Origin of the sequence: Rhodococcus sp. 3258 (assembly GCF_031456475.1) — a bacterium.
Classification (GTDB): domain Bacteria; phylum Actinomycetota; class Actinomycetes; order Mycobacteriales; family Mycobacteriaceae; genus Rhodococcoides; species Rhodococcoides fascians.
The window spans coordinates 372,865-393,725 of the sequence record NZ_JAVDUT010000005.1 but is presented as its reverse complement, the minus strand read 5'-3'; the positions used below and the strand labels follow the sequence as shown (position 1 = coordinate 393,725).

21 protein-coding genes are annotated in these 20,861 nt (G+C 65.5%); 10 read left to right on the top strand and 11 right to left on the bottom strand.

All coding sequences use genetic code 11. The annotated features are described in order from the left end of the window. Positions 1-75 precede the first annotated feature (75 nt). On the top strand, positions 76-777 hold the full coding sequence (locus J2X62_RS18075) for a hypothetical protein (protein ID WP_310182336.1): 702 nt from the start codon (positions 76-78) through the stop codon (positions 775-777). Between the two features lie 63 nt (positions 778-840). Here J2X62_RS18075 and fbaA read toward each other — a convergent pair whose 3' ends face one another. Further along, a complete protein-coding gene (gene fbaA / locus J2X62_RS18070) occupies positions 841-1,881 on the bottom strand; it encodes a class II fructose-bisphosphate aldolase (RefSeq protein ID WP_027494302.1) in 1,041 nt (346 codons plus the stop codon). 185 nt (positions 1,882-2,066) lie between these two features. On the opposite strand from fbaA, the gene J2X62_RS18065 reads away from it, so the two are divergent. Beyond that, positions 2,067-2,807 carry a VTT domain-containing protein gene (locus tag J2X62_RS18065; protein ID WP_371828753.1) on the top strand — a complete coding sequence of 247 codons (741 nt, stop codon included), beginning with the start codon at positions 2,067-2,069 and terminating at the stop codon, positions 2,805-2,807. 73 nt (positions 2,808-2,880) lie between these two features. After that, entirely contained in the window at positions 2,881-3,546 is a 666-nt protein-coding gene (locus J2X62_RS18060) for a DedA family protein (RefSeq protein ID WP_027494304.1), read from the top strand. A gap of 117 nt (positions 3,547-3,663) precedes the next feature. On the opposite strand, the gene J2X62_RS18055 is transcribed toward J2X62_RS18060, so the two are convergent. From J2X62_RS18055 to J2X62_RS18040, 4 genes are all read right to left on the bottom strand, one after another. After that, a complete protein-coding gene (locus tag J2X62_RS18055; RefSeq protein WP_230072975.1) occupies positions 3,664-4,800 on the bottom strand; it encodes a glycoside hydrolase family 76 protein in 1,137 nt (378 codons plus the stop codon). A gap of 62 nt (positions 4,801-4,862) precedes the next feature. Beyond that, positions 4,863-5,546 carry an RNA methyltransferase gene (locus J2X62_RS18050; protein WP_230072974.1) on the bottom strand — a complete coding sequence of 228 codons (684 nt, stop codon included), beginning with the start codon at positions 5,544-5,546 and terminating at the stop codon, positions 4,863-4,865. Then, on the bottom strand, positions 5,543-6,160 hold the full coding sequence (locus J2X62_RS18045) for a DUF6636 domain-containing protein (RefSeq protein WP_230591112.1): 618 nt from the start codon (positions 6,158-6,160) through the stop codon (positions 5,543-5,545). Before J2X62_RS18045 ends, J2X62_RS18050 begins: the two co-directional genes overlap by 4 nt. A gap of 131 nt (positions 6,161-6,291) precedes the next feature. Next, positions 6,292-7,080, bottom strand: a complete 789-nt coding sequence (locus tag J2X62_RS18040) for an SDR family oxidoreductase (protein ID WP_027494308.1) — start codon at positions 7,078-7,080, stop codon at positions 6,292-6,294. A 91-nt stretch (positions 7,081-7,171) separates the two neighbouring features. Here J2X62_RS18040 and J2X62_RS18035 point away from each other — a divergent pair, with 91 nt between their 5' ends. Next, positions 7,172-7,621 (top strand): hypothetical protein, encoded by a 450-nt coding sequence (locus tag J2X62_RS18035; protein ID WP_027494309.1) that lies wholly within the window; start codon positions 7,172-7,174, stop codon positions 7,619-7,621. Here J2X62_RS18035 and J2X62_RS18030 read toward each other — a convergent pair. Further along, complete coding sequence (locus J2X62_RS18030) at positions 7,548-8,243, bottom strand: lysoplasmalogenase (protein ID WP_052068967.1); 696 nt, start codon at positions 8,241-8,243, stop codon at positions 7,548-7,550. The genes J2X62_RS18035 and J2X62_RS18030 overlap by 74 nt on opposite strands. A 141-nt stretch (positions 8,244-8,384) precedes the next feature. Here J2X62_RS18030 and J2X62_RS18025 point away from each other — a divergent pair, with 141 nt between their 5' ends. From J2X62_RS18025 to J2X62_RS18005, 5 genes are all read left to right on the top strand, one after another. Continuing rightward, positions 8,385-8,984 (top strand): hypothetical protein, encoded by a 600-nt coding sequence (locus J2X62_RS18025; protein ID WP_048316526.1) that lies wholly within the window; start codon positions 8,385-8,387, stop codon positions 8,982-8,984. A gap of 93 nt (positions 8,985-9,077) precedes the next feature. Next, positions 9,078-9,539 carry a MarR family winged helix-turn-helix transcriptional regulator gene (locus J2X62_RS18020; protein ID WP_032364936.1) on the top strand — a complete coding sequence of 154 codons (462 nt, stop codon included), beginning with the start codon at positions 9,078-9,080 and terminating at the stop codon, positions 9,537-9,539. Continuing rightward, positions 9,536-10,762, top strand: coding sequence for an MFS transporter (locus tag J2X62_RS18015; protein WP_027494311.1), 1,227 nt, complete (start codon positions 9,536-9,538; stop codon positions 10,760-10,762). Before J2X62_RS18020 ends, J2X62_RS18015 begins: the two co-directional genes overlap by 4 nt. A gap of 271 nt (positions 10,763-11,033) precedes the next feature. Beyond that, positions 11,034-12,881: a hypothetical protein gene (locus J2X62_RS18010; RefSeq protein ID WP_310182325.1), complete on the top strand. Its 1,848-nt coding sequence runs from the start codon at positions 11,034-11,036 to the stop codon at positions 12,879-12,881. 97 nt (positions 12,882-12,978) lie between these two features. After that, a complete protein-coding gene (locus J2X62_RS18005; RefSeq protein WP_310182323.1) occupies positions 12,979-13,476 on the top strand; it encodes a class F sortase in 498 nt (165 codons plus the stop codon). A 57-nt stretch (positions 13,477-13,533) separates the two neighbouring features. Here the strand turns inward: J2X62_RS18005 and pyrE are convergent, their stop codons facing one another. The 5 genes from pyrE to clpB all read right to left on the bottom strand — a co-directional run bounded on the left by pyrE (position 13,534) and on the right by clpB (position 19,469). Beyond that, positions 13,534-14,082, bottom strand: a complete 549-nt coding sequence (gene pyrE, locus J2X62_RS18000; RefSeq protein WP_032364933.1) for an orotate phosphoribosyltransferase — start codon at positions 14,080-14,082, stop codon at positions 13,534-13,536. Positions 14,083-14,184: 102 nt separating this feature from the next. Continuing rightward, positions 14,185-14,760, bottom strand: a complete 576-nt coding sequence (locus tag J2X62_RS17995; protein WP_230072969.1) for a LemA family protein — start codon at positions 14,758-14,760, stop codon at positions 14,185-14,187. A gap of 57 nt (positions 14,761-14,817) precedes the next feature. Further along, positions 14,818-15,771, bottom strand: coding sequence for a hypothetical protein (locus J2X62_RS17990; RefSeq protein ID WP_032382281.1), 954 nt, complete (start codon positions 15,769-15,771; stop codon positions 14,818-14,820). Positions 15,772-15,896: 125 nt separating this feature from the next. Next, entirely contained in the window at positions 15,897-16,820 is a 924-nt protein-coding gene (locus J2X62_RS17985; RefSeq protein WP_310182319.1) for a DUF5666 domain-containing protein, read from the bottom strand. Between the two features lie 102 nt (positions 16,821-16,922). After that, positions 16,923-19,469 carry an ATP-dependent chaperone ClpB gene (gene clpB, locus J2X62_RS17980; RefSeq protein ID WP_230072967.1) on the bottom strand — a complete coding sequence of 849 codons (2,547 nt, stop codon included), beginning with the start codon at positions 19,467-19,469 and terminating at the stop codon, positions 16,923-16,925. Positions 19,470-19,681: 212 nt separating this feature from the next. Between clpB and J2X62_RS17975 the strand changes: the two genes are divergently transcribed. Further along, positions 19,682-20,845, top strand: a complete 1,164-nt coding sequence (locus J2X62_RS17975) for a globin domain-containing protein (RefSeq protein WP_094622946.1) — start codon at positions 19,682-19,684, stop codon at positions 20,843-20,845. Positions 20,846-20,861 lie beyond the last annotated feature (16 nt).

Sequence of the window (20,861 nt, the reverse complement as noted above, 5' to 3'; positions counted from 1 at the left end):
GCGGTCGATAGGCTGCCAGCTGACGAAATTTCGGACTTACAGCTTTCGAGGAATTCGGTGAACGAGGGAGAACGCATGTCGGACGAGAAGAACAATGCGACCCCTGAGGCCGACACGACCAAGATCGACCTGAACAAGAAGAAGCCGGCCGACGAATCGGCGGACGCCCCCACCGAGAAGATCGCTGCACCTGAATCCGATTCGCCGGTAGCTGCGCCTCGAAAAGCCGAGCCCCAGAAGATCACGCCCCAGAAGATCGTGCCCAGAAAGATCGAACCGCAGAAGGCTCGGCCGCAGCAGGTCGGACCACGCCGCGTCGGACCGCCGGCTGCGGAACCGAACAAACCGAGTCACAAGAAGTGGTGGGCGGCTCTGGTGGCCGCGGTAGTCGTGATCGCGGCAGTGGCCGCCGGTGCGTACCTGCTGATCGACCGCACGAGCGTCGAGGACTCCCCGGAAGCGCAGATTCGCACGACGGTCGAGTCGTTCACCAGGGCGCTGGCCGCTGGAGATCTGGCCACGCTGCGCAGCACGTCCTGCGGAGACCTGGCGACGTTCTATCGCGACATCCCGGACACGGAGTTCGCCGACGTGCATCGGGTGTCCGTGGAGCAGGGCAACATCCCGACCGTCGACAGCATCGACGCCATCCAGGTCACCGACGACACCACGGCGATCGCTCAGGTCATCGCCCACACGGACGCCAACCCGAACGATCGCTCGCCGCGCACCTTCGACCTGAGCCTCGACGGCGATCAGTGGAAGGTGTGCAGCTGAGTACCCATGTGAGTGGAACTTCGTAGCCCACTACGAAGTTCCACTCACATGCGGCGCAGCCGCTCAGCCGGCGCTGACGCTGCGTCCGGCCGACTTCAGGTCGTTGCAGGCCTCGATCACACGGGCCGTCATTCCGGCTTCTGCCTTCTTGAGGTAGCTGCGCGGGTCGTAGGCCTTCTTGTTGCCCACCTCGCCGTCGATCTTGAGCACACCGTCGTAGTTGGAGAAGAAGTGTCCGGCGATCGGGCGGCTGAATGCGTACTGGGTATCGGTGTCGACGTTCATCTTCACCGTTCCGTACTCGAGCGCCTCTTCGATTTCGCTCTTCGCCGAGCCCGATCCGCCGTGGAAGACGAAGTCGAACGGCTTCGAGCCCGATGCCAGGCCGAGCTTCTCGCTGGCCACACGCTGACCGTCGGCGAGAACGGACGGCTTGAGCTTGACGTTGCCCGGCTTGTAGACGCCGTGCACGTTGCCGAAGGTGGCCGCCAGCAGGTAGCGCGAGCCGGCGTCTCCGGCACCGAGTGCCTCGACGGTCTTGAGGAAGTCCTCGTTCGACGTGTACAGCTTGTCGTTGATTTCTGCCTCGACGCCGTCTTCCTCGCCGCCGACGACGCCGATTTCGATCTCCAGGATGATCTTCGCGGCCGCAGCGCGGGCCAGCAGATCCTTCGCGATCTCCAGGTTCTCGTCGATCGGCACGGCCGATCCGTCCCACATGTGCGACTGGAACAGCGGGTTCTTGCCGGCGTCGACGCGCTCCTGCGAGATCGCGAGCAGCGGACGCACGTAGGTGTCCAGCTTGTCCTTGGGGCAGTGGTCGGTGTGCAGCGCGATCGTGACGTCGTATTCGGCGGCCACGACGTGGGCGAACTCGGCGAGAGCGACAGCGCCGGTGACCATGCTCTTCACACCCAGGCCGGAGCCGAATTCTGCGCCGCCGGTCGAGAACTGGATGATGCCGTCGCTACCCGCGTCGGCGAAGCCTTTGATGGCGGCGTTGATGGACTCGGAACCCACACAGTTGATTGCCGGGAAGGCGAACTTGTGTTCCTTCGCCCGGCCCAGCATCTCGGCGTAGACCTCGGGAGTTGCGATAGGCACGGCGTCATTCCTCCATTGAAAGTTCGATTGTGTCCTGTGCAGTATGGCAACCTCCGGGCTCGGTGTCGTGCGTACCCGCTCACGTCCCTCCCGGGTGGTTGTCCGTCGAGGGGTGCCGAACAGGCCATCGAGTTCACGGTCGGCCGACACCGACTGTTCAGGAGTTGCCGGTTTCGGCCGGTAGTGTGGGCGCGGTGAGTCTTCTTGCTGCTTCGGAATCGGTGACGACGAATCTGGCCCTGTTGCCCGGTTTCCTCGATCCGGTGAACCTGCTCAATTCCTTCGGTCACTGGGTCCTGATCGGTCTGCTGTTGGTGGTGTTCATCGAGTCGGGCCTGCTGTTTCCGCTGCTGCCCGGCGACTCGTTGCTCTTCACAGCCGGCCTGATCGCGGCGTCGAAGTCCACCGAGATCGAGCCGTTCGCGTCCATCTGGACGCTGGTCATCCTGATTCCCATCGCGGCGATCCTCGGCGACCAGGTCGGTTTCCTCATCGGCACCAAGGGCGGTGCTGCCCTTTTCAAGAGCAACGACGCCCGATTCTTCAAGAAGAAGTACATCGACGAGTCGCACGTCTTCTTCGAGAAGCACGGCCCGATCACGATCATCCTGGCGAGATTCGTACCCATCGTGCGGACGTTCGCGCCGGTCGTCGCCGGTGCGTCGCACATGAAGTACTCGCTGTTCCTGACGTACAACGTCGTCGGCGGCATCCTGTGGGGCGCGGGTGTCACGGTTCTGGGGTACCTGCTCGGACAGATCGCGTTCATCCGCGACCACGTCGACATCATCTTCCTGCTGATCGTCGCCGTGTCCGTCCTGCCCATCGTGATCGAGGTCGGCAAGCGCATGATCAAGGCCCGCAAGACTCCACTCGGGGAAGCAGCCGACGCGATCGAAGCCGACGCCCCGGACTCCAAGTCCTGATCGAGAAATTCCGAAAGCGATCGAGCCCGTGTCACTGAGCGCCACAGCATTGACCGCCACCGCACTGCAGACCGTGTCCACCGAGGCCGTCGGCAGTTTCGGACCGCTGCAGTCGGCAGGTCCGCTGGTCGTGTGGGTGATCGTGATGGCATTCGTGTTCATCGAATGCGCGGTGATCATCGGCCTGTTCCTACCCGGTGACTCGATGCTTATCACGGCGGGCATCGTCATGGCGACGCACGCGTCGGGCACCGGCCACATCTGGGCTCTCTCGGTCGGTGCGATGGTTGCGGCGATCGCGGGCAACCAGGTGGGATACATGATCGGCCACCGAACCGGTTCGACGCTGGTGGCCCGCAAGAACGGCAAGTACCTCAACACCAAGAACCTGCACAAGGTCAATCTGCTGCTGGAAAAGCACGGATTCTGGGCGGTTCTCGTCGCGCGTTGGATCCCGTGGGTGCGCACGCTGTGCCCGATGGTCGCCGGGGCGGCGAAGATGGATCACCGTCGCTACACCATCGCCAGCACTCTGGGCGCAATCATCTGGGCACCGGTGCTGCTGCTCGTCGGCTTCTACTTCGGCTCGTTCATCCAACGCATCCCGTGGCTGATGCCCGCGGTGCTGATCAGCATGATCGTGCTGCTGGTCGTCGGAACGGGTCTGGGCATCTGGCAATACCGCAAGGAAATGGCGCGTCCCGAAGAGACGATCGTCGTCGACGAGGTTGTCGAGTAGTAGCCCGGAGCGATTTAAAAACCAGCGGGAGTGCAGCCTGCGGAACGACCTAGAAACCGCGGGAGTGCAGCGTGCGGAACGACCTAGAATCCGCGGGAGTGCAGCCTGCGGAACGACCTAGAAACCAGCAGCACAGACGCGGTAGGCCGCTTCCATGAGCATCCAGCCACCGAGTTGCACGGACAGGTCGCGTTCGGGCACCTCGGACGGTCGGACCGTTCCCTCGGCGAAGGTGGCGATGTGCAGGCCCTGCCCTGGGAAGCGTGCTTCGCGGGTCCAGTCGGCACCGAACAGTGGGTTGTCCTCCACTTCGAGTCTGTTCTCCCATGCGGCCTCGGCCGAGGCGAGGACGATTGCAGCGGCGACCTCTCGTGCACGGTCGTCGGCGTCGGTGTCGCCGGGTAGTTCGGTGGACACCAATGCGAGGTAGCGCGCGAGAATCGGGTTGAACAGGCCCCCGTCTCCCCCGCCGCGGCCGGTGATGACGAGGTTGCGGGTGAGGTGGTTCTCGACGGCGTCGACCAGCGCGTGGACACGCTGCGCATGCCTCGGCTCGCCGAGACGGAGTGCGAGTTCGGTTTCCAGGCCGAGTGCGACGCCCTGGCAGTAGCTGTAGATCGCGCGTTCGACCTCGCCGGACTTGCCCGCGTCGACGAGGGCGCGGGTGGAATGCATGCCGTCGAGGATCAATCCGGTGCGCGAGTCACGCAGGGTGCGGTCCATCCAGTCCGACATCTCCTGGGCCCGCCAGAGCCGACCGGTGCGGGCGAGCATGATCGCGGCCGGGCCGTTGGCAGGCGCATTGTAGAAGTCGGATTTCTTGCGCCACGGGATGCCGCCGCCTTCGGCCGGAGCCCAGGCGTCGAACAGTTCCATCTCTATCTGCTGGATGCCGCTGCGATTTCCGACGAAGTGCTGACGCTGCGCACGTTCCAGGGCCAACCCGAGCCAGGCCATGTCGTCGTAGTAGTTGTTGGTCCAGCCGGTGAGGTTTCGGGTGCGGTGCGCGCGGGTGATCTTCGTCAGGCGTCGTCGACGTTTTGTGGTGAGTTCGCGGTCGGCGGCATCCACTGCGCAGTCGAGCAGGTGTGCCTGCCACCAGTAGTGCCAGCGCAGGAAGGCACGCTCATGCTTGACGGGCGGCCACGCGACGACTCCGAGCGCCGTACCGGGCAGTCCCCACAGCCGACGCATGTGCCGTGCGACGACGGCCCCCTCCGCAGCGTCGGCACGCTGCGACCACAACTCCTGCATACCCGCAATCCTGCCACTACCGTTGCCGAACCGTTACATCCCGTCCTGGTAATGCCCTGTCCTCACCATGCGGTATCGAGATCGGCGTGGCGACGAATCCACGAGTGCATCGCAATCCCGGCCGCAACACCGGCATTGATGCTGCGTGTCGACCCGAACTGCGCGATCGAGACCGTCATGGACGCGGACTCCCGCGCACTATCGGAGACGCCGGGACCCTCCTGACCGAACAGCAGCAGGCAGTTGCGCGGCAATTCTGCCGTTTCGATCGGCACCGAGCCCGGGGTGTTGTCGACGGCGACGACGACGAGTCCCTGGTCCTCGGCGAACGCCATCAGCGCCTCCACCGAATCGTGGTGGTGAATGTGTTGGTACCGGTCGGTGACCATCGCGCCGCGACGGTTCCATCGACGCCGCCCGACGATGTGCACCGCCTGCGCGGCGAAGGCGTTGGCCGTGCGCACCACCGTGCCGATGTTCGCGTCGTTCGCGAAGTTCTCGATGGCGACGTGCAGTGAATGACGGCGCGTGTCGATGTCGGCGACTATGGCCTCGCGTCGCCAGTATCGATATGCGTCGACGACATTGCGTCGATCACCGGCGGCGAGCAGTTCGGGGTCCAGTCGCGGGTCGTCGGGCGGCGGCTCGTCGTGGGCGTCCGACCACGGGCCGACGCCGTTCGGGTTCTCACCCCATTCGGTGGGACCGGCTTCGGCCGGTTGGCCGTCGATCTCGTTCTCGCTCAATAGATTTCGTTACTGTCGGGCGCGATCCGGAATCCGTGACCGGTGGCGTCGTTCGCGCACGAGATACCGTTCTCGGCCGAGGTACAGGTGTAGCCACCCTCGGCGATGGTCGCACCGACAGCCAGCGGCGGATCCATCGACTCGCCACCCGAGGTGTACACCACTCCCCCGGAACACATGAATGCCGCGGGACCGTCGTTGGTCACGCGAATACCGTTGCCCCAGTTGATCATGCAGTCGTCGGGCCGCGGCGGAACCGGGGTGGTCGTGCCTTGACAGCCGGCCTCGGTGCGACTCGACAGCGGCACGATGCCGCATTGAAACAGCCCGTCGGGCGAAGTGAAGTAATAGGCCCCGCCGATCGCGGCATACGTCGTCTGCGGCTCCGCGACCGGTGGGGGTGGTTCGACCGGCGGGGGCGGCGGCGCTTCCGACGTGGTCGTCACCGGCGGCGGAGTCGTGGTCGGTGCGGTCGTCGTGGTGGTCGGCACGGGGGTGGTGGTCGACGACGTAGGCGGCGCTTGCGCAGCCGACTCGCTACTGCAGCCGGTGAGTACGAGCGCCGACCCGACCCCGACAGCGACCACCCACGCCCGCACCGTTCCGAATCGCACTGTCCCGAATTGTCTTGTCCTGCTCGACCGCACCGTGCTCAGCATGAAGAAAACCCGACCCACCTTTCGACACCTACTGCTCGAAAGACAGACGATACCGGCGCAGCGCCGGCATCGTCCGGTGCGGCGTTCTAGGTGTGGCTCAGACGGCGGTTGACTTCACGGGTGAGCCACGCAGGCGAGAACCGTGAACCGAGCGAGAGCGCCTTGGAGGGCAGCCCGACCGGGAAGTGCACCTTGTGCAACCGGCGCTTCACCGGACGGGTGGCGTCGAAGATCGCATCGGACACATCTTTGACGGTGAGCTTGATGCCCAACGAGCTCGTGGTGCCCGTCGAGATCTTCTCGGTCATCGCCGTCTGGACGAACAGCGGCCACATGGCCTTGACCGCGATGTCGTACTTGCTCCATTCGAGATCCAACGCCTCGGTGATGCCGCGCACCGCGAACTTGGATGCGCCGTACGTCACCAACTCGGGCTGACCGTAGATGGCCGAGGCCGAGCACAGGTTGACGACCTGCGCGCCCGGGGTGTCCCTGAGGTAGGGGAATGCAGCGTGGGTGCCGTAGACGACGCCGTTGACGTTGATGTCGATCTGGCGGCGATGCACCGAGAGCGGCATGTCTTCGAAGGCCCCTGCAGCGAGGATCCCGGCATTGTTGATCAAGATGTCGAGTCGACCGTCACCCTCGGCAACGAACTCCTTCAACCGGGTTTCCCACTGGTCGGAGTTGGTTACATCCAAAGTACCGGTGAACACCCGACCGCTGAGCGAAGCAGCTTCCTTGCCGAGTGACGCCAAACCGGTCTCGTCGATGTCGTACGCACCGACGAGGTAACCGTTGGCAGCGAACTTGAGTGCCGTTGCACGGCCGATGCCGGCCGCGGCACCTGAGATGAAGACAGTTGGTCGAGTCACATCGATCACCGTACATGTAACCCTACTTACGAGTAACCCCCCAATCTCCGATCGATCGAACGCCGTCTCCCGACGGCACAGGAGTACCGAAGTGAACGACTCGAGGATCGTGCGAGCCGTCGTCGTCGTGGCGATCGGCTATTCGATAGTGCTGGCAGTCTGGATCGGCTGGCTCGTGGACAAGACCCCGCCCGGCACATTGCCGTACCAGTTGGCAGCCCTGGTGGCCGGATTCGGCGCAGCCCTCGGCCTGGCCATGATGATCGCCGGACGCCCCACGCGCGAGCAGAAGGATCTGATCGAACACGGCGTCGAGGGGTGGGCGACGGTGGACGCGATCCGGCGCATCGACGACGACACCGCCGAGCTGGACCTGGAGTTCACCGTGCCGGGCTCGAGCAGCTACTTCGGCAAGATCGTCTACGGCATTCCCCGAGCCGACACCGCACACTTCGAGCCGGGCACGGTCATCGCCGTTCGAGTGGACCCGGCCCATCGAGAGCGGGTTCTGCTGCTTCCCCGTCACGGCGTCGACGAGTAGTGGCCAGGGCGTCGACGAGCAACATCTGAGCGGCCACGTACGTGGACAGGATCACCGCCTCCGCCGTGCGGCGCTGCCGTTCGTCGGTGAGGAACAGTCGTCGGTGGACGATCAACGCGTCGGACACCGTGAACAGGATGCCGCCCACGACGAGCCGGCGATCACCCCCACGCGAGACCGACCGCGCAGACAACGTCGACGTCGTCGCGAGCACGCCGCCGTAGGCCGACAGGGTCGGGGCGACCGCCGGTTGGCGTCGAGCCAGCAGGATCGACGCGGCCAGCCAGCCCGCGTATCGCGGAACGGCGTCCAGCAGAACGGGTCGCGCACCACGACGCCACAGCAGAAACGTGTAGCAACTCTGCATGACTCCGAATGCAGTGGCACCGAGTTCGAGCGCCGAGTCGTCGTCCGGGTCGATCAACAGCACGTCGCCGATGGTGGCTGCGACCAGACCCGTCGCCAGCACCCGGTCGTGTGCTGGATCGAGGGCGGTGGCCAATACAGGAACGATCAGCGGCTTGGCAATCTTCTGCAGCCGTGCCGAGCCCGTCCACGCCCCGAGCACTGTCACCGCACCTGCTACCGACGCGGCAACGCGGGCATATCCCACCCGATCGATGTTCACTTCCGACCTTTCCGGGGCGAATCCGTCATAACGACCGTCACATGTGACCCTGACCCCTATCGCTTGATACTCGCAGTGAGCGTGGGCATCGTGGACAGGTCGGTCGGATCATTTTCGAAAGCACTGGGGACCATCATGCGCCGCAAACTCACCGGGCACACTCGCATCGCAGGTGACGAGGTCGCCGGCTACCCCAATCCGCTTCTCCGCGACTGCGACCTCCGCCAGGCACAGATCAAGCGCTGGGTCGTCACCCTGTTGATCGTCATGGTGCCGTTCTCGCTGTGGATCGGCACCGGTGCCTACTCCGAGCAGCAGCAACGACTCGACGAGCAGCGCACGTCGATCCACCAGGTGACGGCCACCACGACCGATGTCGCAACCGTGGCACCGACTGCCGCGACCAGCTTCGACTCCACCAACGGTGCCGCCGTGACGGCCGTTCCCTCGCAGTGGGTCTACCGAGGCGTCGAGCACACCGGCCGCGTCAGCGTCGACACCGGGTCGCCGGTAGGTACGACCGCTCAGATCTGGGTGAACGACGCCGGCGAGCTGAGCCTGCGGCCACTGACCTCGTCGGATGTCGTCGCTGCCGCGATCTTCAGTGCCGTCGGAAGTTGGATCCTGGCGGCCACTGCGCTGATCGGCTTCTACTACGTCATGCGCTTCCGATATGACGGGCGCCGAAACGCCGAGTGGGATCGCGAGATCGCCGATCTACTGAGTCGACACTGATCCGCTCTCACTCCCCGAGCTCACCCCACCCGATTTCAACGGCAGGTGAGCCTCGCATTGCGATAGATAGTTAGTGTATGTAACAATAAACCGGTGAGCCATTCCCACGACGACCTCAAAGATCTGGTCTCGGAGCTGGTCACCAGTTCGTCACGCTTCGTTCGCTTGGCTGCCCGATTCGGCAGCGACGAATGGCCCAGAGCGTGGATGCGGGCACTGTCGCTGCTCGAGGAGTATCAGCCCCTGCGCATCAGCACCTTCGCCGAGTTGGACCGATGCTCGCAGCCCTCGGCCACGGCACTGCTCGCGAAGTTGGGCAAGAACGGCCTGGTGACCAAGACGTCCGACCCCGACGACTCGAGGGCCGTGCTTGTCGAGATGACCGAGGCCGGCCATCGGTGGCTCGCCGCGAGTCGCCGTCACATCGTCGACGGACTCGTCCCGTACCTGTCCGACCGAGACCCGGAACAAATCCAGAAATTGACCGACGGCCTGAGCGAGCTTCGCAGCATCCTCGAACCCGTCGATCGCGAAAAGAGAGGAACTCTTTCGTGACCACCAGCACCTCCCCCGACAGCCTGCTGAAGCAACCGCGCGCCGTGTGGGCCGTCGCGTTCGCCAGCGTCATCGCCTTCATGGGCATCGGTCTGGTCGACCCGATCCTCAAGCCGATCGGCGAACAACTGCACGCCTCGCCGTCCCAGGTGTCGCTGCTGTTCACCAGCTACATGCTCGTCACCGGCGTCGCGATGCTGATCACCGGCGTCGTGTCCAGCCGATTCGGGCCCAAGCGCACACTGCTGGCCGGCCTGGCCGTCATCGTGGTCTTCGCCGCCCTCGCCGGCATGTCCGGTTCCGTCGGCGAGATCATCGGATTCCGCGCCGGCTGGGGACTGGGCAACGCCCTGTTCATCGCCACGGCGCTCTCGACCATCGTCGGCGCAGCATCCGGCGGCGTCGCCCGCGCGATCATCCTCTACGAGGCCGCACTGGGCATCGGAATAGCAACCGGCCCGCTGGTCGGCGGCCTACTCGGCGGATTCAGCTGGCGCGGACCGTTCTTCGGCGTCGCGGTACTGATGGCCATCGCATTCATCCTGCTGATCGTCATGCTCCCGGACACCCCCAAGCCCGCGCACACCACGTCGATCCTCGATCCGTTCCGGGCACTGCGACACCGCGGACTGCTGACCGTCGGCATCACCGCACTGCTCTACAACTACGGCTTCTTCACCCTGCTGGCGTACACCCCGTTCCCCCTGGACATGGGTACCTACTCGATCGGTTTCATCTTCTTCGGCTGGGGCCTCTGCCTGGCCGTGGCATCGGTGTTCATCGCACCGAGACTCCAGCGGGCCTACGGAACGCTGAACATGATGATGCTCTCGCTCCTGCTCTTCGCCGTCGACCTCGGCGTCATGGCGATGTTCACCGAGAACAAGACCGTCCTGATCGTCGGAACCGTCGTGGCCGGCCTCTTCCTGGGCGTCAACAACACTCTGATCACCGAGACCGTCATGATCTCGGCGCCGGTGGAGCGCTCGACCGCGTCGGCGGCCTACAGCTTCGTCCGCTTCACCGGCGGTGCCGCCGCTCCCTACCTGGCCGGCAAGCTCGGTGAATCCAACATGCACGTCCCGTTCTGGGTCGGCGCGGCCTGCACGGCCCTGGCCATCGTCGTCCTTGCGAGCGGCCGGAAAGTCCTCGCTCACGTGGACGAACACGAGCCGGCACCGCACAGCATCGACGAGGCCCGCGCGGTGACAGTAGGCGACTGAGCCTTTCGATCAACCGCTGGATCCGACGGCCGAGAGCATCGCTTTCGGCCGCCGGCGTGTATCAATGGCCTCATTCGTCACATCCGTCTCATCAGTAACACTTTGGTAACCAATACCTCAGTAAAGGACTTTTCGGTTCGATGTACCGTCCGGTTGGTTTACGGTCACGTCATCACGGTTGTTCGTGTGACTCACCAACAACACTCGTTCCGCGTGGGAGGACGGGTGCGCGCAGCTCACTGCTGCCACTGACCGAAGGGCCACAATCTCCATGTCGCAGAAGTCGATCGCCAGGTCCAAGAAGGCGCGCCTCGCCGCAGCCGGGGCCGCCATGGCACTGTCCCTGTCCATCGCCGCACCGGGAATCGCCAGTGCTCAGGATCCCAGTACGCCGGAAAGCTCCGAGGTTCAAGCACCGGCGGGCGAAGAATCCGAAGGCGTCGAACCCGCCGCTCCCACAGGCCAACAGGGTGCCGCAGTAGAAGGATCGGGCACCGCAACAGCCGAAGGACAGATCGACGCTCCTGTCCCGGCCGTCACGTCCGAGGACGCAGCCGCGGCCGCCGCAGCCGCAGTCCCGACACCCGAAGCCCCCTCCGCCGTTCGTCCACTGCCGCAGATCACCGGCGGCGTCGTGTTCAACGAAGACGGCACGGCCACAGTCAATCTCGACGTCATTCCGCAGTTGTCCGACGCCGAGAAGAAGGCGATCGCCGACGCCGAAGCCGCCAGCAAGGAAGCCGCAGCCGCATCGGCTGCCGCCCAGGTACGATTCGAGACGGCCAAGGCAGCCGAGGCCACCGCGAGCACCGACGCCACCAAGGCAGAGGTTGCTGCTGCCGAGGCAGACGTCAAGGCCAAGGCCGCCGTCACGGCCGCCTCGAACGCCAAGGTCGAGAGCGCAGCAGCGAGCGCAGCGGTCACCGCAGCGAAGAACACCGCTGCCGAACTGAAGACCAAGGCCGACGAAACCAAGGCCGCCGCCGACAGCGCTGCAACAGTCGCAGCCGAGGCCGAGGCGAAGGCGAAGGAGCTCGAAGCCGCAGCCGTCTCGGGCGACCCCGACGCCACCGCCGCAGCCGAGGCGGCTCGTGCAGACGCCGACGCGAAGGCCGAACTCGCCGCCACCGCCAAGGTCGATGCCGACGCATCGAACAAGGCACTCGCGGATTCCGTTACGGCTGTTCAGGATTCGTTCAAGAACTTCAATCTCGCCAAGGTGACCGCTGCAGTTCGCGCTGCCGCTGCCACTGCCGCGAAGTCGCTGGCACTGAACATCGAGGCTCAGACCGCTGCCGCAGTGGCTGCAGTGGCCGAGCAGAACGCGAAGAACCTCGAAGCCGCAGCCGAGGCCGCCGCAGGTGAAGACACTGCATCCGAGAAGGCCGCAGCCGACGCCCGCACTGCCGCCGACGCAGCGAAGGCCGATGCCGACGCCAAGGCCGAGGCGGCCACCGCTGCCCAGGCTGCACTCGATTCCGCGCCGTCGGACGCCGATGTCGCCGAGTTGCAGGCCAAGGCCGACGCAGCCGCAGCGGCACTGGTGACGGCGAATACGGCCGTCGAGACGGCGAACGCCGACCTGCAGGCCAAGACCGACGCAGCCGCGGCCGCCAAGACCAAGGCCACGGAGGCAGCAGCCACGCTGAAGACGGCTCAGGACGCCGCAACGGCCGCCAAGACCGAAGCCGACGCCAAGGCGAAGGCCGAGGCCGATCTCAAGGCCGAGGCAGCCGAATTGGCAGCCAGCGGACCGAAGTTCGAGTGGACCATCAACCTCGGCAACACCGTGAAGGAAGACGTGCCCGTCACCGAGGTCGACGAGAACACCGTCGTCGTCGACGAGACCGGAGTCTCGCTCGTCGGCGTCAAGAACGAGGACGGATCCTTCACCGTCGCGGACTACTTCACCACCGACGACAACGGCGTCGTCAGCGTGGCCGGAGAGCTCCCGCCGGTCGATCTGGCACTCGGCGATTCCTCGAACGAGGCGTCGGGCGCTTCGGACAGCTCGTCGAACACCCCGGTGATCCTGGCCGGCGTCGGCGTGGTCGTCGTCGCAGCTGCCGGTGGCGCGTTCTACCTGCGTCGCCGCAGCTCCACCGATGCCACCTCGTAACACCCGCTGGCTGTGGACGGCGATCCTGACGTTCGTTCTTCTCGTATCAGGTTGTGCGAGTGACGAAGTCGGGATCGCCGCACCCGATCGTTCGCCGGTGCAGTCACAGATCTCGGGGGCTGCACCGACGGGCGATGTCGCCCCCTCTCGACCGGAGTACATCGAGCTGCGCTCGGCGGACGGGTCGACCTATCTGAGCAGTCCCATTCATCCGGACCCCCTCTATCGCGGCGGGGAAAGCGGGCAGGTGCTGAACCCGGTGGACGAACTACCGGCCTGGTGGGCCGAGAGTGGCATGCCGGGCACCTCGACCGAGCAGACGGTAGTTGTTGCCGGACACAACTATTCGAAGCGGGACGCCCCGTTCAAGGCGTTGCGGGTGGTGACCCCTGGCGACACCGTTGTGCTGCGCACCGCGAGCGGCACTCTGGAGTACGCCGTCGAATCGGTGGGCCCCCTACCGAAGGGATCTCTGCTCGCAGACAACGAACTGCGCAGGTCGGTAGCAGGACGATTGATCCTGGCCAACTGCGACGTCCAAGGCGGCGAACCCACCGACGACAACTTCGTGGTCGTCGCACAGCTCATTCGCTGAATCCGGCTTGTAGACAGTCATTTTCGCGGCCGGGCCCCCGGTCCGGTCGCGAAGTGGCTACAGACCGAGGTCGGCCAAGCCGAGCAGGGATCGATATTCGAGCCCTTCGGCGGCGATGACCTCGTCCGCACCCGTCGCCCGATCCACGACTGTGGCGACCCCGACCACCGTCGCGCCCGCGTCGCGCAGGGCTCGAACTGCGGTCAGGGGCGAATTGCCGGTCGTCGTCGTATCTTCCACCACCAGAACACGTTTGCCGACGATGTCCGGTCCCTCGATCTGGCGCTGCATGCCGTGAGCCTTCGCGGCCTTGCGCACCACGAATGCGTCGATCGGCCGGCCCTGCGCGTGCATGATCGCCATCGCGACCGGATCTGCGCCCATCGTCAAACCGCCGACCGACGCGAAATCCCAGTCGGCGACGAGTTCGCGCATCAGCGAACCGATCAAGGCACCTGCGCGATGATGGAGGGTCGCCCGACGCAGATCCACGTAGTAGTCGGCTTCCTTGCCCGAGGACAACGTCACCTTCCCGTGCACGACGGCGAGCTCTTTCACCAGATCGGCCAGTTCCTGCCTGTCCGAATTCGCAGCGCTGTCGGCCATGTTCGGGTTCCTCTCGTCGTGCCATGAGGCGGTCGGGTCGGTACGAACTTACCCACCGAGATTCTCGACCACCCGCACCCGGGTACTGGGCGCAGCGCTCCCCTACGCGGCGAGCTCGGCGGCGCGGTGCTCGTCCAGGGACTCCTTGGTTTCGACGAACGGTTCGGGCGCGGTCACCGATCGAGCCTTCGCGACCAGCGACGAGGGGAACGATCCGACGGCCTCGGACAGCTGATACGCCGTGTCGTTGTACACCCGCACCGCGCCGGCAATCCGCTTCTCGGTGACCGTCAGTTCGCCGGCCGGCCCCTGGAACGCCCAGTTGCCGACGACACTGCGGCGCGCTTCGGCGTCGTCGAGAACCGCATGGAAGGCGGCGGACAGAGCGTTCTCGGCGGCAGCCTGCGCCTGCAGGCCCAGTCCGCGATCACGGACTGCCTTGGACCACGAACGCGCTCCGGCGAGCTGACGCAGCAGGTCGCCCGACAGGTCCGCCGACTCGGCCGCAGTCAGAAACGGTTGCAGTTGCTCGTATCGACGATCGAGCTCGATGTCGACGAGCCGTGCGCTCTGCTCGGCCAGACCGCGGTACCGCGCGAGGCGGCGCACCACACTCAGGACGTAACCGAGAACGACGAGTACCAGCACGAGGACCACAACGCCCGAGAAAACCGTCACGAGGTACGAATTTAACGGTGCCCAGCCGCCGAGGCCGGTAGGCACGCCCGAGAATGATCAGGGTTGGTTGCGTCGCCGATCCGCATCGAACGGAATCGGACGGGACACGGGCGGACGCGGCACCGGTCGCACCGGATTCACCGATCGCGTGGCCTGCGGTCCGCTCTGATCCGGCCTCGGTGGACTCGGCCGTCGAGTCGCCTCCTGCGGACGAGAATCGGCAGCAGGACTTCTCGTCTCCACACCGCGAGGCTCGACACTGCGCGGCTCCACACCGCGCGGCGGGACGTTCCCGGACTGCTGGTTGCGGGGCGGCCCGACGCGCGGTTCCTGCACCAACGGTCGACCCGGATCGCTTCGATCACGAACGGACTCGCCGCCGCCCGGACGCGAGCCGTACACCGCGCTACCGCGGACCGGCGGCAGAACGTGAAGCATCCCCGACAGTCGCGCCACCGCATCGATCGCGGCATCCCAATCGCGCCCCGAGCTGGTCAGGGGCATCGATCCGAGAGTCCAGTCCTGTTCACTCCACAACAGCTGCAGATTCTCGGGAATCGACTCGGTGAACGCCGCCATCCGCTGGTCACAGACACGACGAGCGATGTCGACGTCGGTGGCGAACACCACTCGCGGTCCGATGGACCCGAGCAGTTGCATGTCCTCGTCGCGCGGAGGTGGCGTCGAGCGGGGCCTCAGGTCGATATCGACATCGGAGCCGACGGAACGCTGCACGGCCACGATGGTGCCCGTTTCCTCGACGTCGAAGAGTACGAACTCCTCACCACGCCGAACTCCGGTGACGACACCGAGAGCCACATCGAACTCGGGCTTGGACAGCGCGGCGCGCGAGAACTGGGTGACCAGCTCTCGGTCGTGGGGTCGGTACTCGTACCCCTGGGCCTTGGCCCACATCTGCCGTACCCGACCGGATCGATCTCGCTTGGATCGGTCGATGTAGAGCAGCGCTGCTGCGCCCACGAGTGCAATTACCGCCAGGCCGAACCACATTGCCGTCATCGCGAACCACCTTAATCGACTTCCACCTCGCGCCCGTCCACGGCCGCCGACTCCTGTGAACGGTCATGGAAGCCGCGTGGGATACGAGGGTCACTCCGCAGACTCCACTCCCGCCGTCACCCTCCGAGCTTGGGAGTCTCGATGATGACGTTCGCACGGATGATTCCGTTCTCTACGGTCTCGCCCTGCACCACGACGAAAGCACCGACGGCCAACGACGCGAGATCGCGACCGGACAACGAGATTATCTGGGTCTGCGGTGTGGTCTGCACTGTGACCGGAGCGCCGTCGAGGCCGTCGAGCGTCAGAGTCGAACCGTCGTTGGCGTTGATCGTTCCCACCGACGAGCCAAGCTGGCCGAGGATCTCGGGAATGCCGCCCGGGATGAGCTCGGGTGTGGTTGTCGCGCCCGATTCCGTGGGCCGCGGCGTGGTCGTGGGCGCGCTGGACGGCGAGGGCCGGATGGAGGTGGACGGTGCCGCGGCGGTGGTGCCCGGTTCGTCGCGCCCACCGCTCAGAAACGCAATCCCGAACGAGACGACGATGACGAGCACAACGAGCCCGATCAGCGCCAGAACCCACGGACGGGGCCCCTTACTGCCGGAATCGACGCTGTTCGGCTCCTGCGGCGGCGGCGCACCCCCGAACTGCTGGGTGCCCCCGAACTGCTGCGGTTGCCCGAACTGCTGGGTGTGACCGAACTGCTGGGTGTCGTATCCCGGGGCCTGTCCGTAGGCCTGATTCGCGGCCGCCTGCTGCGCCGGGTCGAAGGGCGGGAACGCCTGCGTCGGCTGGTAGCCCGGTGGGTACGCCTGCGGGTCCGGATTACCGTAGGCCTGGGTCGGATTCGCCTCCGTCGGCTGAGCGCCCGGATACTGCTGGGCATCCGGGTACTGCTGGGCATCCGGATACTGCTGGGCATCCGGATACTGCTGGGCACCTGGGTGCCCGTAGTCCTGGGTCGGCTGGGATGACTCCGGCTGCTGCGCCGCGTCCTGATCGCGATCTCTAGGTGCTCGCGGGTCGTCCGGATTTGTCATTCCACGAGGGTACCCACGCCGAGAACGTCGACAGTGGCAACCGACAGCAGGCCCGCACGAGGTCTCGTGCGGGCCTGCTCTGACTGGTTGCCGGCTCGGGCGTTAGCCCAGGATGAGCCGTTCGCCGTCGGGGCTGACGTTGACGGGCACCACGTCGCCGTCGTGCACGTCACCGGCGAGGAGGAGCTTCGCCAGCTGGTCACCGATTGCCTGCTGAATCAGTCGGCGAAGCGGTCGAGCACCGTACAGCGGGTCGTAACCGCGTACGGCCAGCCACATCTTGGCCGGCGAAGACACGTCGAGAGTCAGTCGACGAGCTGCCAGACGGTTCGCGAGGAAGCCGAGCTGGATGTCGACGATCGACTCGAGCTGGTCCTCCGACAGTGCGTCGAACACGACGACGTCGTCGAGCCGGTTGACGAACTCGGGCTTGAACGAGCGCCGCACCGCGTCCATCACTTCGTCCTTGGTGCCGCCGGCACCGAGGTTCGAGGTGAGGATCAGGATCGTGTTGCGGAAGTCGACCGTGCGGCCCTGACCGTCGGTGAGCCTGCCCTCGTCGAGCACGGCCAGCAGGATGTCGAACACATCCGGGTGTGCCTTCTCCACCTCGTCGAAGAGCACCACCGTGTACGGACGCCTGCGTACCGCCTCGGTCAGCTGGCCGCCGGCCTCGTAGCCGACGTAGCCCGGAGGGGCACCGACGAGCCTGGCGACGGCGTGCTTCTCGCTGTACTCACTCATGTCGATGCGCACCATCGCGCGTTCGTCGTCGAAGAGGAACTCCGCCAACGCTTTCGCGAGCTCGGTCTTACCGACGCCGGTGGGTCCGAGGAACAGGAACGAGCCCGTCGGACGGTTCGGGTCGGCAACCCCGGCACGGGCCCGTCGGACGGCGTCGGACACCGCTTGCACTGCATCTTTCTGTCCGACGACTCGCTTGCCGAGTTCGTCTTCCATCCGCAGCAGTTTGGCGGTCTCGCCTTCCAGCATTCGGCCGGCCGGAATTCCGGTCCACGCCGCCACCACGTCGGCGACGTCGTCCGGGCCTACCTCCTCCTTGAGCATCACGTCGCCCTGGGCAGGTGAGTCCTCGGTCTTGACCGCGAGCTCCTTCTCCAGGGTCGGGATCCGGCCGTACCGCAGTTCGGCGGCCTTGCCGAGATCACCGTCGCGTTCGGCACGATCGGATTCTCCGCGCAGGTTCTCGAGTTCTTCCTTGAGCGCCCGCACCGAGTCGATGGCGTTCTTCTCGTTCTGCCACCGCGTGCTGAGCTCGGCCAGCTTCTCCCGCAGGTCGGCGAGTTCCTGACGCAGTTTGTCCAGCCGGGCCTTCGACGCGTCGTCGGTCTCCTTGGCCAGTGCCATCTCCTCGATCTCGAGGCGACGGACGGCTCGTTCCACCTCGTCGATCTCGACGGGGCGCGAGTCGATCTCCATGCGCAGACGCGATGCAGCCTCGTCGACGAGGTCGATCGCCTTGTCCGGCAGGAACCGGGCCGTGATGTACCGGTCGCTGAGGGTCGCGGCGGCCACCAGGGCGGAGTCCGTGATGCGGACGCCGTGGTGCACCTCGTAGCGTTCCTTGAGTCCGCGCAGGATGCCGACGGTGTCTTCGACCGACGGCTCCCCGACGTAGACCTGCTGGAAGCGGCGTTCGAGGGCGGCGTCCTTCTCGATGTACTTGCGGTACTCCTCGAGGGTGGTCGCGCCGACGAGTCGGAGCTCGCCGCGAGCAAGCATCGGCTTGATCATGTTGCCCGCGTCCATCGCCGAGTCGCCGGTGGCTCCTGCGCCCACGATGGTGTGCAGCTCGTCGATGAACGTGATGACCTGACCGGCGGAGTTCTTGATGTCGTCGAGCACGGCCTTGAGCCGCTCCTCGAACTCACCGCGGAACTTCGCGCCGGCGACCATCGAACCGAGATCGAGGGATACGACGGTCTTGCCTCGCAGGCTTTCGGGTACGTCGCCGGCGATGACGCGTTGTGCGAGTCCTTCGACGATGGCGGTCTTGCCGACACCGGGTTCACCGATCAGAACGGGGTTGTTCTTGGTTCGCCGGGACAGCACCTGGACGACACGCCTGATTTCGGTGTCGCGGCCGATGACGGGATCGAGCTTGCCTTCTCGGGCGAGCGCCGTCAGGTCGGTGCTGTACTTCTCCAGCGCCTGGTAGGTGTTCTCCGGATCCGCGCTGGTGACGCGGGCACTGCCGCGGACCGCCTGGAACGCGTCGCGCAGCTCGTTGGCTCCGGCACCATGGCCGGAGAGGAGCTTGGCGACGTCGTCGTTTCCGGTCGCGAGACCCACCATGAGGTGTTCGGTGGAAACGAACTCGTCGTCCAGTTCGGTGGCCAGGTGCTGCGCTGCGGTGATCGCGGCGAGGGTTTCACGGCCGAGTTGCGGAGTGGTGGTCGAACCGGATGCCGAGGGCAGGCGGTCGACGAGGTTCTGCGCTTCTCGACGCACCGTTGCGGGGTCGACGCCGACGGCCTTCAGCAGTGGTGTGGCGATGCCGTCGGTCTGATCGAGCAACGCCACCAACAAATGTGCCGGACGAATATCCGGGTTACCGGCCGCGGATGCGGCCTGCAGTGCAGCGGAAAGTGCTGCCTGCGACTTCGTGGTGGGAGTGAAACTGTCCACCGGTCACCTTCTTTCCAGTGTGGGGTTCGAGCGTGTCGCTGGGTACAACCATAGACAAGTTGAGTCTGTTCCGCTCAACCTTGATTTTCTCGTGCGCGTTTTGCGTACCTGGAGGGGCGCAAGACGCGCACGAGGGCGCAGCCCTGATGCGCGAAAGTCTCGATCGGTCTACTTTGGTGACGGTCGAAGGTGTCAATCGGTGGGGGTGGAGGTTGCTCGACGCACGCACGGTCTCCCTGGTCCGCACCGGATTCAAGTCGGTAGCGGCTGCACCGAACGGTCCCGAACAGCTGTCCCGGTCGTTCTACGCTCACCTTTTCGCCAAATATCCTGACTTCCGTTCCCTGTTCCCGGCGTCGATGGACGCATTGCGCGAGCATTTCGTCCTGGCACTGGGGTACATCTTCGACAATCTGGACGACGCCGACCGCGTCGAGCCGTTCCTCGAACAGCTGGGCCGGGACCACCGCAAGCACGGAATCTCCGGAGCACATTTCCGGGCGGGGAGTTCGGCGCTGATCAGCGCCTTCCGGAGCTTCGCCGGCACCGAGATGTGGACCGACGAGGTCGAGACCGCCTGGCGAGACGCCCTCACCGTGGTGAGCAACGCGATGGCCGCCGCCGCCGACAACGACGAGCTGCCCCCGTATTGGGGCGCGACGGTCGTCGAACATCACCGCCTGCTCGACGACCTGGCCGTGGTGCGGCTGAAGACCGACGGGGAGATTCCCTACTTCCCCGGCCAGTACGTCAGTGTGCAGATACCGCAGCGACCCAAACTGTGGCGCTACCTGTCCCCTGCCATTCCCAGCAACCCCTACGGCGAGATCGAGTTCCATGTTCGACGCGTATCCGGGGGCTGGGTATCACCGGCGATGGTCACCGAAACGACTGTCGGCGACCGTTGGCTGATCAGCCCGCCGCTGGGCGGCATGCACGTCGATCGCACGATCGGCGAGGACGTGCTGATGATCGCCGGGGGCACCGGTTTGGCACCGTTGCGCGCGCAGGTGATGGAGATGGCCCAGCGCAGCACCAATCCGCGGGTGCATCTGTTCGTCAGTGGGACGTATCCGTGCGACCTCTACGACCTCGACACACTGTGGCAGCTGTCGTTGTCGAATCCGTGGTTGACGGTGGTGCCGGTGACCGAGGAGCTCGAGGATCCGTGGTGGCACTCGGGTCCGACGCGCGAACTCCCGTGGGGCATGCATCATCGACTGCACGGCCCGGTGGGCAAGGTGGTGACGCGGTTCGGCTCGTGGGCCGATCGGCAGATTCAGATCTGTGGATCGCCGTCGATGGTGCGCACCACGCTGTACGCACTGCGCAAGGTCGGTACGCCGATGGAGCACATTCAGCACGATCCGTTCTGACTGCGCTGCAACGCTT